The organism is Rhodopseudomonas sp. BR0M22 (genome assembly GCF_010907035.1).
GTDB lineage: Bacteria > Pseudomonadota > Alphaproteobacteria > Rhizobiales > Xanthobacteraceae > Rhodopseudomonas.
The window spans coordinates 1-12,578 of record NZ_QUMK01000055.1; the positions used below are offsets into that span (position 1 = coordinate 1).

Annotated in this window: 12 protein-coding genes; 2 read left to right on the forward strand and 10 right to left on the reverse strand. The window is 64.6% G+C overall.

The window, feature by feature from the left end; all coding sequences use genetic code 11:
- Window positions 1-209, forward strand: a 209-nt coding sequence (locus tag DY468_RS17415) for an integrase core domain-containing protein (protein WP_164606053.1), incomplete at its 5' end; no start/stop codon positions are given.
- A 96-nt stretch (window positions 210-305) separates the two neighbouring features.
- Here the strand turns inward: DY468_RS17415 and DY468_RS17420 are convergent.
- The 4 genes from DY468_RS17420 to DY468_RS17435 form a co-directional block, all read right to left on the reverse strand.
- Complete coding sequence (locus tag DY468_RS17420; protein ID WP_164606054.1) at window positions 306-971, reverse strand: sulfite oxidase-like oxidoreductase; 666 nt, start codon at window positions 969-971, stop codon at window positions 306-308.
- A gap of 22 nt (window positions 972-993) precedes the next feature.
- Complete coding sequence (locus tag DY468_RS17425; RefSeq protein ID WP_164606055.1) at window positions 994-2,193, reverse strand: cytochrome P450; 1,200 nt, start codon at window positions 2,191-2,193, stop codon at window positions 994-996.
- Window positions 2,194-2,261: 68 nt separating this feature from the next.
- A complete protein-coding gene (locus DY468_RS17430) occupies window positions 2,262-2,489 on the reverse strand; it encodes a ferredoxin (RefSeq protein WP_107343710.1) in 228 nt (75 codons plus the stop codon).
- A 100-nt stretch (window positions 2,490-2,589) separates the two neighbouring features.
- A complete protein-coding gene (locus DY468_RS17435; RefSeq protein ID WP_164606056.1) occupies window positions 2,590-4,023 on the reverse strand; it encodes an amidase in 1,434 nt (477 codons plus the stop codon).
- A 137-nt stretch (window positions 4,024-4,160) separates the two neighbouring features.
- On the opposite strand from DY468_RS17435, the gene DY468_RS17440 reads away from it, so the two are divergent.
- Window positions 4,161-5,273 carry an SbmA/BacA-like family transporter gene (locus DY468_RS17440; protein WP_164606057.1) on the forward strand — a complete coding sequence of 371 codons (1,113 nt, stop codon included), beginning with the start codon at window positions 4,161-4,163 and terminating at the stop codon, window positions 5,271-5,273.
- Window positions 5,274-5,288: 15 nt separating this feature from the next.
- On the opposite strand, the gene DY468_RS17445 is transcribed toward DY468_RS17440, so the two are convergent.
- The 6 genes from DY468_RS17445 to DY468_RS17470 form a co-directional block, all read right to left on the reverse strand.
- On the reverse strand, window positions 5,289-6,665 hold the full coding sequence (locus DY468_RS17445) for a GH1 family beta-glucosidase (protein ID WP_164606058.1): 1,377 nt from the start codon (window positions 6,663-6,665) through the stop codon (window positions 5,289-5,291).
- 188 nt (window positions 6,666-6,853) lie between these two features.
- On the reverse strand, window positions 6,854-7,633 hold the full coding sequence (locus DY468_RS17450) for an SDR family oxidoreductase (RefSeq protein ID WP_164606059.1): 780 nt from the start codon (window positions 7,631-7,633) through the stop codon (window positions 6,854-6,856).
- Window positions 7,634-7,674: 41 nt separating this feature from the next.
- Complete coding sequence (locus DY468_RS17455) at window positions 7,675-9,159, reverse strand: ATP-binding cassette domain-containing protein (protein WP_164606060.1); 1,485 nt, start codon at window positions 9,157-9,159, stop codon at window positions 7,675-7,677.
- Window positions 9,159-10,082, reverse strand: a complete 924-nt coding sequence (locus DY468_RS17460) for a branched-chain amino acid ABC transporter permease (protein ID WP_164606061.1) — start codon at window positions 10,080-10,082, stop codon at window positions 9,159-9,161. The genes DY468_RS17455 and DY468_RS17460 overlap by 1 nt, the downstream gene beginning before the upstream one ends.
- Window position 10,083: 1 nt before the next feature.
- The gene (locus DY468_RS17465) at window positions 10,084-10,959 is read right to left on the reverse strand and encodes a branched-chain amino acid ABC transporter permease (protein ID WP_164606062.1); all 876 of its coding nucleotides are present in this window, start codon (window positions 10,957-10,959) and stop codon (window positions 10,084-10,086) included.
- 196 nt (window positions 10,960-11,155) lie between these two features.
- A complete protein-coding gene (locus tag DY468_RS17470; RefSeq protein WP_164606063.1) occupies window positions 11,156-12,406 on the reverse strand; it encodes an ABC transporter substrate-binding protein in 1,251 nt (416 codons plus the stop codon).
- Window positions 12,407-12,578 lie beyond the last annotated feature (172 nt).

Genomic DNA, 12,578 nt, shown 5'->3' on the forward strand with positions numbered 1-12,578 from the left:
GCCCCCAGACCAACGGCAAAATCGAGCGCTTCTGGCGGACGCTCGACGAGGACGTGATCGAAGGCGCCACCTTCGACAACCTCGACCACTTCGCCAACGAGTTGTTCGAATACATGGTCTATTACAACAACTTCCGGCCTCACCAGGCCCTCGGCGGCAAAACCCCAAAGGACTTCGCCGCCGACAAAACCATGCGATCAACGAATTAGTGAACTCGCACAGCAATGACGGGTGGACGCTCTTCGCCACAGATCGTCATTCCGGGTTCGCGCCTGTCGGCGCCCCCCGGAATGACCGGCGCGGCGTCAATCACTCGAATAGCGCTGCTCTTGCCATGGATCGCCGCGGTTGTGATAGCCGCGGACCTCCCAATAGCCCGGCGCGTCGGCGTCGCGGAATTCGATGGCCTGTAGCCACTTCGCGCTCTTCCAGAAATACAGATGCGGCACGACGAGTCGCACCGGGCCGCCGTGCTCCTGATCGAGTGGTGCGCCGGACCAGCTGTGCGCGATCAGCGCATCTGCGGCGGCGAAGTCTTCGATCGTGAGATTCGTCGTGTAGCCGTCGGAACTGTGCAGCACGACGAAGCGGGCCGCATCGGTCGGCTGGCAGGCGTCGAGCAGCGTTCGTATCGCGAGCCCCTGCCAGCGATTGTCGTAGCGCGACCATGTGGTCACGCAATGGATATCGGAGACGATGTCGGTCTGCGGCTGGGCCATGAACTGCGCCCAATCCCAAAACACCGGCTCCGCCACCGCGCCATAGACATCGAGCCGCCAGCGGTCGCGGCCGATCTGCGGCGTCAGGCCGAGATCGAGCACCGGCCAGTCTTTGACCAGATGCTGGCCCGGCGGCAACCGTTGCTCATCCGGCCGGACGTGCCGGCCGGTGAGAAATTTGCCTTCTGCCGCCCAGCGCTGCTTGTTGCGTGTGAGTTTGGACTCCGGCGGCAGTTCGGCATCGTCGGACATTGGCGACCTTTCGGGCGTGGGCTCAGCTCGGCTTGCCGAACAGCAGCGGCAGGCTGCGCGGGCCACGGACTGTGCCCTCGGACCACCGCACTTTTTGTGACGGGTCGAGCCTAAACGAAGCAATCCGCTTCAGCCACTCCTCGATCGCAACCGTCATCTCCATCCGCGCCAGATTGGAACCGACGCACCGATGGATGCCGAGACCGAACGCGACATGTGGGTTCCCCTTGCGGTCGATCATCACGCGGTCGGCCTTGGGAAACACCGATGGATCGCGATTGGCGGCTGGGAACGACAGCAGCACCATGTTGCCCGGCTTCACCGGGCAGCCGGCGATCGACGTTTCCTTCATCACCTCGCGGGCCATCGTCACCGGCGAGTAGGCGCGCAGAAACTCTTCGATCGCGGTCGGCATCAGCTCCGGTTCGGCGAGCAGCCGATCACGGTCGGCCGGATGCGTGGCAAGATGCCACAGCGCCGCGCCGATCGCGCTCCAGGTGGTGTCGATGCCGGCGATCAGCAACAGCCGCAGCGAGCCGAGCACATGCGCGTCCGACAGCGGCTGGCCCTTGTCGTCGCGGGCATTCATCAGTGTGGTGATCAGGTCGTCGGTCGGCTTTTGCTTGCGGCTGGCGATGTGGCCGGCGAAGTAGGTGCTCATCTCGAATACCGCCTTCATCAGGATCGCATCGTCGTTGATGCCGAGTTCGAGGATCTCGTGGATCCAGCGGATGAAGATGTCACTGTCGTCTTCCGGAATGCCGAGCATATGGCAGATCGTCTTCACCGGAATGTGTTTGGTGTAGGCGGTGGCGGCGTCGCAGCCATCGTCCTCGATGAAGGCATCGATAAGCTCGTTGCAGATCGCGCGCACCCGCGGCTCGAGCTTGGCGACCGCGTCGGGCGTGAACGGCGGCAGCAGCAGCCGCTTGGCCGGTTTGTGCTCGGGCGGGTCGGAAGTGATCGGTGGTGCCGGCGGCGGCGATGCCGAGCGGACGTTGCGGACGATGATCCGCCGCGACGAGAAGTGATCGGTGTCGTAGGAGATCTCTTTCACTGCCGCGAAAGTGGTCGGCATGTAGCAACCGAGAAACCGGTCGGTGTGAACCAGCGGACTGGCCGAGCGCAGCTCGTCCCAGATCGGATAGGGGTTCTCGGTCCAGCGCGGATCGGTGTGGTCGAAGTCATTGACCCAGTCGGTGACGGGTGGGCGTTCGCTCATGTCTGGCGTTTCCTCTGCGAAAGATCGTTGCGGTCTTGGCGCCGCTCGGACGGGAGAAGGCGGAGTGATCAAGCTTCGTCGATGACGATCGCGTTCTCGGGGCAGTTGGACTTGGCCAGCCATGCCTGGTCGATCAGCGCGGTGGGCACCGTGCCGTCGCCGGTCTCGTGGGCATTTCCGTAGTCGTCGAGCTCGAACAATTCAGGAGCCAGCGCTTTGCAGCGCGCATGGCCCTGACACTTGTCCTGGTCGACGTGGATTTTCAGCGTCTCGGACGCTCTCAGATGGTCGGACATTGGCGTTTCCCTATCGTCCGCCTTTGTCGGCGGATCTATCGGTGTTACAACACGCTGGAGAGTAGCACAGCGTGTTGCAACCGCCAGTCCCGCAAGGTGCCTAGAGGCTGGCAGGCGCCGGGCGCGGATCGATCGGGGTCGTGCCCTTCAGGCCGAGGATGTCCTCGATCAATGCGGCGCCTGCGAGCAGGCCGGCTTCGTTACGCGGCTTCGCCACCATCTGCAGGCCGACCGGCAGGCCGGTCGTGGTGAAGCCGCAGGGCAGCGACAGGGCCGGGCAGCACACCAGCGTGATTGCGTAGACGATGCCGAGCCATTCGACGTAGTTGTCGAAGGTGTGGCCGTTGCATTCGGCGAGGTAGCGCTGCTCGACCGGGAACGGCGCGGTGATCGTCGCCGGGCACAGCAGCAGATCGTAGGTCTGGAAGAACTCGATGGTCCGTGCCGCCATCGCCACGCGCTGCGCTTCGGCCTTGGCGAGATCATCGACCGTGAGCTTGAGGCCCTGTTCGATATTCCAGATCACTTCCGGCTTGAGCAGATCGCGCTTGGTGCGCAGCAGATCGGCCTTGCTGATCGCGAAGTCGAACGCGCGCAGCGCCTGGAAGCATTCGTGCGCTTCGGACAGATCGGGCTGCGCCTGTTCGACGATCACGCCGGCCTCGGCGAAGCGTTCGGCCGCCTTGCGGGTGATGGCGGCGACTTCCGGATCGACAGGGGTGATGCCGAGATCGGGCGAATAGGCGACGCGCAGCGGTTTCTGCCGCGACCGCGCGGCAGCGAGGAACGAGGTTGCGGGCGAGGGGATCGACAGCGGGTCGGCGGCGAATTCGCCGCTCATCGCGTCGAGCAGCAGCGCGACGTCCTCGACGTTGCGTGCCATCGGTCCGTTGACGCCGAGATTGCGGTCGATCTTCGCCGCCGGCGTGTGCGCGACCCGGCCGAAGCTGGGGCGCAGACCGACGATGCCGCAGAAGCTCGCCGGGTTGCGCAGCGAGCCGCCCATGTCGGACCCTTGGGCCAGCCATGCGGTGCCGGATGCGAGCGCCGCCGCGGCGCCGCCGGACGAGCCTGCCGCCGAGCGCGACAGGTCCCAAGGATTGCGCGTCGCCCCGAACACCTCGTTGAAGGTGTTGGCGCCGGCGCCGAATTCCGGGGTGTTGGATTTGGCGTAGACCACGGCACCGTTGGCTTCGAGGTGCTCGACCATCAGGTCGGAGCGGGCCGGAACGTGGTCCTTGTAGATCGGCGAGCCCTGGGTGGTGAGCACGCCGGCGACCGCGGTGAGATCCTTGATCGGCAGCGGCAGGCCGGCCAGCAGGCCGCGCTCGGCGGGCGGCTTCTTCATCAGCTCGGCGGCGTGGCTGCGGGCGCGGTCGAAGCACAGCGTGGGCAGCGCATTGACGGCGCCGTCGACCTCGGCGATCCGCTCCTGCAGCACGTCGAGCACCTCGAGCGGCGTGACCTCGCCGGCCTTGAGCTTGCCCACCACTGCACAAGCGGTTTCCTTTACCAGCGCCTGATCTGCCGCCACCTGTAACTCCCCTGAGTTGATTGCGCCGGCGATATCACTGCATCACCGTTCTGCGCGTTGGATCGGATACCAAGACTAGACGCAATGGGTAGCCCCGAGCGCTTCACAACCCGCGGCTCTGGGCCTTATATCGCATCATGGGACTCTTCTCACATAACGACTCGAACGGCCACAACCTGACCGGGTTCTGGCTGCTGTCCCGCAAATTTTGGCTGAGCGGCAAGCCGCGGGTGACCGGACTGATCGCAGTGCTGATCGGCGTGGTGCTGGCGCAGTTGCTGGTTCAGTTTTATCTCAATTTGTGGAATCGGCATTTCTTCGATGCGCTGGAGCGGAAGGATGCCGCTGCGCTGTGGACGCAGACCGGCGTGTTCGTTTTCCTCGCCGCCACCAGCGTGATGCTCGCTGCGACCTCGGTGTGGGGCCGCATGACCGGGCAGCGCAAATGGCGCGAGTCGATGACATGTGACATCCTGGAACGCTGGTCGCGAAAGGACCACAACGTCCCAATCGATGGTACAGATCACGGCGCGGAGAATCCGGAATATCGCCTCGCCGAGGACGTCCGGATCGCCACCGATTCACCGGTCGATCTGATCCAGGCGTTCCTGTCCTCGGTCCTGACGGCGCTGACCTTTTTCAGCGTGCTGTGGAGCGTCGGCGGCAGCATCAATGTCGGTGTGTTCGGCTATCGGGTCGAGATCCCCGGCTATCTGGTCGTCGGCGTGATCGGCTATTCGACCGTCATGACCTCGCTGATGCTGTGGTTCGGCCGGCGCATGACCAGCATCAGCGAGCATCGCAATCAGAACGAGGCCGAATTCCGCGCCGCAGCCGAGGTAATGCGGGGCGGACGTCCCGCCAGCGAAGCCGACGAGACGGCGTGGATGATCAAGCTGGCAGAGCGGCTGAAAGCGGTGCTGCGGTCGTGGCGCGATCTGTGCTGGCAGCTCGTCGACATGACGCTGGTGTCGCACAGCAACTTCCTGTTCGCGCCGGTCGCCGCGTATTTCCTGTGCTTTCCGAAATATCTCGCCGGCGCGATGACACTCGGCGAGGTGACGCAGAGCGCGGCCGCGTTCGTCACCGTGCAGGGCGCGGTGAACTGGCTGGTCGACAATTATCAGCGGCTGGCGGATTGGCGTTCCTCCGCCAACCGGGTCGCGGCGCTGCTCGCCGCGATCGATCAGATGCCGGATCGGCTTCCGGTCGCGTCTCCCGATGCCTCGCGCGAACCGGCGCCGTCGTAAGCACCGCCGGCAGGCTCAGGCGCCGCCGCTGCGGGCGTGCCGGATCACCTCGGCGAACCATTTGAACGACGCCTTCGGAATCCGCCGCAGCGTGGCGTAGTCGACGTAAGTGAGGCCGAAGCGCACGCCGTAACCGGATTCCCACTCGAAATTGTCGAGCAGCGACCACACCATGTAGCCGCGAACGTCGGCGCCGGCGGCGATCGCCTGATCCAGAGCGCTGATGTAGTCGCGCAGGAAGGCGATGCGGCCGGGATCGATCACGTCGCCGTTCGCGTCCGGTGTCTCGACGTTGCTGCCATAGCCGTTCTCGGTGACGTAGACCGGTTTGCCGTAGCGTCGGCTGATCTCGATCAGCGTGTCCCGGAACGCGTCGGGCTCGATCGTCCAGTCGATCGGCGAACGCGGAATGCCTGCGGGCTTCGGACCCCAGCCGAGGCCGACGATCGCACTGGGATCGGAGTTGATATAGACAGGGCTGTAGTGATTGAGCCCGAACCAGTCGAGCGGACGCTGAATGTGCGCCATGTCACCGGGCAGGACATGCGGCTTGATGGCGTCCCGGATCAGGTCGGGATACTCGCCGAGATATTGCGGGTCGGCGAAGGCGCGATTCCAGTAGTCGCTGATCAGCTTGGCTTCGGCGACGTCTTCGGGCCTGTCGCTCGACGGGTAGACCGGTTGGTAGTTGGTGACGAGCCCGATCTTGGCGTCCGGCACGGTGTCGCGCAGCGCGTCGACGGCGGCCCCGTGGGCGAGATTGACGTGGTGAATCCAGCGATGCAGCTTGTCGTCTGCGCTGCGGTCGCGCACGCCGAACGAACGGCTGAACAGGCTGAAAATGCCGGGTTCGTTGAGAGTGGCGAAGCGCTTCACCCGGTTGCCGTAACGCTGGCCGATGACGCGGGCGTAGTCGGCGAACCAGCTCACGATGTCGCGGTTCAGCCAGCCGCCGCGCTCTTCCAACGCCTGCGGCAGATCCCAATGATACAGGCAGATCCACGGCTCGATCCCCGCGGCTTCGAGCGCGTCGATCAGGCGGTCGTAGAAGGCGAGGCCGGGTTCGTTGATCGGACCGGTGCCTTGCGGGAAAATCCGCGGCCAGGCGATCGAGAACCGGTACGCCTGAATTCCGAGCGCCTTCATCAGCGCGACGTCTTCCTGGTAGCGGTGGTAGTGATCGCAGGCGACGTCGCCGGTGTCGTTGTTGGCGACGTAGCCGGCGCGGCAGTAGACGTCCCAGATGCTCTGTCCGCGGCCATCTTCATTGGCGGCGCCCTCGATCTGGAAGCTGGCGGTCGAGACGCCCCAGACGAAATCCCGGCCGATGTGTGACAGTGCCGGCAGATCCGGCACGGACTCGGGGGACGAAGAGGTGGGCGATGACGCCATGGCGGGATCTCCAATTGCTGGTGTCGGTTGATACGCTCTGGCTCGCAGGGCCGAGCTTGCGCTGAATCAAACAGCGACGTTGTGCCGCCCGCGCGGCTCCGCTTCGTCATCGCAACAGCGAGCAGGAGGCGGTGAGCCGGCGCATCGTCATGGCAGGGTTGCGGCCGGCGCGATGCCGGCCACGCTCCTCAGCTCGGCCAGCCGCCGCTCAAGCCGCCGTCGACCGTGCAGATTGCGCCGGTGGTATAACCCGAGCGGTCGGATGCAAGAAAAGCCATCATGTCGGCAATCTCGCGTGGCTGCGCCGGGCGGCCGAGCGGGAGGTGTTTCTGAAGCTCCAGGTAGCGGTTCTCGTCGCCGAGTTCGGCCGCAGCGCGGCCCTTCATCCGGCCGAGATAGCGGTCGGTGCCGACCGGCCCCGGATTGATGCCGACGACGCGAATGTTGTCGGCGAGGCTTCTGCCGCCGAGCGCGCGGGTGAAGGCCATCAGCGCCGCATTGCCGGCGGAGCCGCAAATATATCCGGCGTCGAGCCGTTCGCCGGCCGCGCCGATGTCGTTGATGATGACGCCGCCGCCGCGCGCTTTCATCTGCGCGTAGATCAGCCGGGTCAGGTCGATGAAGCCGTACACTTTCAGGTCCCAGGCGTGCCGCCAGGCGGCATCGTCGATCGCATCGATCGTGCCGCGCGGAATGTCGCCGGCGTTATTGACCAGGATGTCGATGTCGGTTGCCTGCGCCGCCAGTTGCGTCAGATCGTCCTTGTTGCGCAGGTCGGTGACATGCAACGCGACGTCGACACCGTGAAGCTCGCGCAGCCGCGCGCCGAGTGACTCGAGCGCGTCCTTGTTGCGGGCTGCGAGCCGCAGATGGCAGCCCTCCTCGGCGAAAACTTCGGCCGCAGCGGCGCCGATGCCTTTCGACGCGCCGGTGATGAGGACGCGCTTGCCGCGCAGATGCAGGTCCATCGAGTGCCCTTTGCTGATGTCCGGTCGGCCGGAGTCCGGCGCTACAGATAGCCTTCTCCGGCCTCGGCGGCAAAGCGCGCCGGATCGCCTTCCCAAACGATCCGGGCGTGTTCGAGCACATAGACACGGTCTGCGTGCGGCAGCGCAAAGGTGACGTTCTGCTCGCCGAGCAGCATCGTGATCGACGATGTCTGACGCAGCCTTTCCAGCGCCTTGGACAATTGTTCCAGGATCACCGGCGCCAATCCGAGCGTCGGCTCGTCCAGGATCAGGATCTTCGGCTGCATCATCAGGGCGCGCCCGATCGCCAGCATCTGCTGCTCGCCGCCGGAGAGAGTCTGCGCGAGCTGGCTTTGGCGCTCACGCAGGATCGGAAACAACTCGAACAGCCATTCGATCTGCTTGTCGCGGACGTCGTCGGCGAGATGATAGCCGCCGAGGTCGAGATTCTCGCGCACCGTCATCTCGCCGAACAGCTCGCGCGATTCGGGACATTGCACGATGCCGTCGCGGGCGATCTTGGCTGCCGAAGTGCCGCGCAGCGGCTCGCCGCCGCGTTTGATCGCACCGGTGTAGGGCAGGAGGCCGGAGATGGCATTGAACAGCGTGGTCTTGCCGGCGCCGTTCAGCCCAACCACCGAGACGAACTCACTTTTGTGGACGTGAATCGAGACGTTCTCCAGCGCCTGGGCCTTGCCGTAGAACACGTTGACGTTCTCGACCTGCAGCAGCGGTTCCTTGTCGTGGAAACTGGTTTCCGGCCGCGCCGAGGTTTCGATTGCGCCGCCGAGATACACCCGCCGCACCGTTTCGTTCTTCATCACGTCGCTTGCGGCGCCGGTGCAGATCTCCTCGCCGAGATACATCGCCAGAACGCGATCGACCAACGCTGCGACGCTCTTGACGTTGTGATCGACCAGCAGCACCGCGCGGCCCTCGTCACGGAAGCCGGCGATCAGTTCGGAGAAGGTGCCGACCTCCGCCAGCGTCAGGCCGGCGAACGGCTCGTCGACCAGCACCACCTTGGGATCGCGCGCGATTGCCTTTGCAAGCTCCAGGCGGCGCAGATCGGCGAACGGCAGCGTCGGTGGCTTCCGCCGCATCACCGCGCCGAGGCCGACCCGCTCGGCGATCGCCTCGGCGCGCTCGATCAACGCGCGGTCGTGAAATAGCGCCAGCAGGCTGTCGGGCAGCAGCGCCACCATGATGTTTTCGAGCACGGTCTGCCGGTTTAGCGGCCGTGAATGCTGGAACACCATGCCGAAGCCCTGACGGGCGATCTTGTGGGCCGGAAGGCCGGCGACGTTCTGGCCCTGGAAGATCACTTCGCCCGAGGTCGGGCGCTCGATCCCCATGATCGACTTCATCGCCGTGGACTTGCCGGAGCCGTTCGGGCCGATCAGCCCGAAGATTTCGCCGGCGCGCAGATCGAACGACAGGTTCTTCACCGCGGTGAGGCCGCCGAACCGCTTGGTCAGGCCGCGGACTTCGAGCGTTGGAGCAAAGTTCCCGGAGACTGCGTCCATCACGTCCGGGCCTCGCGCGACATGGCCGCTCCGAGGAAGCCGCCGGGGAAGAACAGCACAACGATCAGCGCGACCGCCGAGACGATGAAAGTGGCGAGTTCGCCGGTCGGGCGCAGGAACTCGCCGGCGACGATCAGGAACACCGCGCCGAGCGCCGCGCCGATCACAGTTCGCCGTCCGCCGAGCACGGCGGCGACGATGACGTTCACCCCGACTGCGACGTCGACCACGGTGCCGACCGAGGCGGTGCCGAAGTAGAACACCAAGAGCGCGCCGGACAGGCCGGAGAAGAACGCGCTGACGACGAAGGCGAACAGCTTGTGTTTGACGATGTTGAAGCCGAGTGCGCCGGCCTGCACCGGATCCTGACCCGAGGCCTGCAGCACCAGGCCGATCGGCGATTGCGATAGCCCGTACAGGACCGCGCCGCTCACGGTCATGAAGCCGAGCGCGAGCCAGTAATTGGCCCCGGCGTTGATGGTGATGACGTCGGGAATGGTGAGGCCGATCTCTCCGCCGGTGAGTTCGGCGAACACCACGATGAAGTTCTGCAGCATCAGCACCGCCACCAGCGTGGTCAGGCCGAAATACGGCCCGCGCACCCGCAACGCCGGCAAGGCCAGAATGAAGCCTGCGACCACCGCCGCCATCGCGCCGATGAAGATGCAGATATAGGGCGACACGCCGTAGAGGTTGTTGATGATGCCCGCAGTGTAGGCGCCAGTGCCGATCAGGAAGGTCGGACCGAAGTTGACCTCGCCGGCGAAGCCGAACAGCAGGTCCCAGGACATCGCGAACACGCCGAAGTAGAACGCTACCGTCAGCAGCCCGAGGATGTAGCCGGAGACGTAGAGCGGCAGTGTCGCGGCGAATGCGATGACGAGAAGCGCGATCCAGAACAGTCGTGACGTGAACAGACCCATCTCAACGCCTCCCGAGCAGGCCCTGAGGCCGCAGATACATTACTGTCACCAGCAGCAGCAGCGCCGGGATGGTCCGATACGCCGGTGAAATCATGTAGGCGGTGACGGTCTCGAGATAGCCGACCACGAAGGCGGCGATCAGCGAACCGGACACGCTGCCGAGCCCGCCGAGCACCACTATCGAGAAAGCACTCGCGGTCAGCGGCCCGACGCTGTAGGACGACACGCCGAGGAACATCCCGAGCAGCACACCGGCGATGCCGGCGAGCACGCCGTAGATGATCCAGACGACGACGTAGATGTTGGTGAGCTCGAGCCCGAGCAGGGTGACGCCGCGCGGATTCATCGAAGCCGCCAGCACCGCCTTGCCGATCTTGGTGCGGTTGACCAGCAGCCAGAGTAGGGCGATCACCAGACAGCACACCAGTGCGGTGAAGATCTGGTTGCGCGGGGTGCGCACGCCGAGGATCTCGACGACGCCGGTGACGATCGGCAACACCGTCTTGGCGTTGTTGGTGAAGAAATAAGCGATCGCTTCCTGGATCATGATGCCCCACAGCAGGGTGCCGGTGAGCACGAAGATCTCCTTCTCCTCGTTGGCGATCCGCCGCGAGCGCTGGATCGGCTGCACCACCACGAAGTAAGTCAGCAGCGCGATCACCAGCGCAGTGACGATGCCGACCAGTGCGCCGGCGTAGCTGCCGATGCCGAATGTGCTCGACGCCGCCCAGGCTGCGACCGCAGCGGCCACCATGATGGCGCCGTGTGACAGGTTGAGCACGCCGGAGACGCCGAAGATCAACGTGAACCCGGTGGCGCCGAGCGCATACAACGCGCTGATGGCGAAACCGTCGATCAGGATTTGCAGGGCGAGCATTCGGGACTTTCAGTTGGCCAAATCCGGGACGTCATTCCGGGATGCGCGCCGCCGGCGTGCAGACCCGGAATCCCGAGCTGTTCTGAGATTCCGGGTTTGCGGGCGTCGCCCGCGCCCCGGAATGACGATGTGGAGAAGCTTGCAGCCTGACGAAAAATGCTCCCGGCGTTTCCGTCCGGGAGCACTGGGCTCATCGTCAGTTCGCGGCGGCCTTGATGAAGGCCGGGAACTTGATCTTGGCTTTGGCCACTTCGGGCGGCCACACCGCGACCTGCTTACCGTCCTGCCATTGCAGCATCAGGCCGGTGAGCAGGCCCTTGCCGTATTTGAGGCCGTGGGTGAACGGATCGTCCTTGCCGTAGAACTGGACGCGCCCGATCGTTCCTTCGTAGTCGGTCTTTTCCAGCGCTTCGACAAGCTTGTCGCCGTCGGTGGAACCGGCGCGCTTCACCGCCTCGGCGATGTAATAGACCTCATCATACGCGGTGTAGCCGGCATAAGACGGATAGTTGCCGTACTTCTTCTTGAAGTTCTCGGCGAACGGCACCGACTTCGGCGTCACCGCGACACCGGGGCCCGAAACGCCCTGATACAGCACGCCGTCAGACGCATTGTTGGTGTCCTTGCCGAAAGTCTCGTTGGTGGCCTGGGACGAGATGCCGAACATCGGAATCGGCACCTGCTGGTTCTTCCACTGCACCGTCGGCTGCACGCCGACATGCGAGATGCCGGTGATGATCACGTCCGGCTTCGATCCCTCGATCTTGTTGAAGATCGGCGTGAAATCGGTGGTGTCGGGGGAGAACCGGATGTGGTCGAGCACCTTGAGTCCGACCTTCGGGAGGCACTCCTGATAGCCGACGTCGAGCGGCTTGGTCCAGGCCGCGTCCTCGCTCATGATCACGGCGGTCTTCATCTGCCGGGCGTCGACCAGCAGGTCCTTCGCGGCATCGCACACCGACTGGGCAAGCTCGCCTGAAGTCAGGTAGCCGTGGAAGGTGTATTTGTTCTTTTCGTAATCCTTATGGATCGCCTTGGTGATCTCGTTGGACGCCGCGCCGGGCGTGACGAACGGCGTTTTCAGCCGCGATGCCCAGGGCATCAGCGCCAGCACCACTTCCGAGATGTAGCTGGCAATCACCGCATTGACCTTGTCCTCGTTCACCGCGCGCTGAAACGCGCGGACGGAATCGGCCGACGAGGAGTGATTGTCGTAGCTGACGATCTCGATCTTGCGGCCGTCGATGCCACCTTTGGCGTTGATTTCGTCAGCGGCAAGCTGGGCTGCCTGCGGGATAGAGGCGCCGGCGATGGCCTGCGCTTCGGCGATCACGCCGATCTTGATCGGATCAGCTGCGAGGGCGGACGAGACGCCGAAGCCGAGCGCGGTCGCGGCGACAACGGCGCGCACCGACCACGAACGGACGTTCGAGGGGGCTGAAGACATGGGGTTTCCTCTTTATTGTCTTTGATGGCTCGTTGGCCGGCGGCTTTTTGATCTGCCGCGGAAAGTGTAACGCGCGTTTTGTCGCAGGCAAGCGCAATACCTGGGCAATACGCGATTCCGCTATGTGCAGCGCAGCGTTGAACGCTGGCGTACTTTGGGCCAGATGGAAGCG

Bases quoted from the DNA above. Each gene is read 5' to 3' on its own strand.
- DY468_RS17460 (WP_164606061.1), bottom strand. From the start codon at position 10,082: ATGGGTCTGTTCACGTCACGACTGTTCTGGATCGCGCTTCTCGTCATC.
- DY468_RS17420 (WP_164606054.1), bottom strand. From the start codon at position 971: ATGTCCGACGATGCCGAACTGCCGCCGGAGTCCAAACTCACACGCAAC.
- DY468_RS17450 (WP_164606059.1), bottom strand. From the start codon at position 7,633: ATGGACCTGCATCTGCGCGGCAAGCGCGTCCTCATCACCGGCGCGTCG.
- DY468_RS17445 (WP_164606058.1), bottom strand. From the start codon at position 6,665: ATGGCGTCATCGCCCACCTCTTCGTCCCCCGAGTCCGTGCCGGATCTG.
- DY468_RS17430 (WP_107343710.1), bottom strand. From the start codon at position 2,489: ATGTCCGACCATCTGAGAGCGTCCGAGACGCTGAAAATCCACGTCGAC.
- DY468_RS17465 (WP_164606062.1), bottom strand. From the start codon at position 10,959: ATGCTCGCCCTGCAAATCCTGATCGACGGTTTCGCCATCAGCGCGTTG.
- DY468_RS17440 (WP_164606057.1), top strand. From the start codon at position 4,161: ATGGGACTCTTCTCACATAACGACTCGAACGGCCACAACCTGACCGGG.
- DY468_RS17455 (WP_164606060.1), bottom strand. From the start codon at position 9,159: ATGGACGCAGTCTCCGGGAACTTTGCTCCAACGCTCGAAGTCCGCGGC.
- DY468_RS17470 (WP_164606063.1), bottom strand. From the start codon at position 12,406: ATGTCTTCAGCCCCCTCGAACGTCCGTTCGTGGTCGGTGCGCGCCGTT.
- DY468_RS17425 (WP_164606055.1), bottom strand. From the start codon at position 2,193: ATGAGCGAACGCCCACCCGTCACCGACTGGGTCAATGACTTCGACCAC.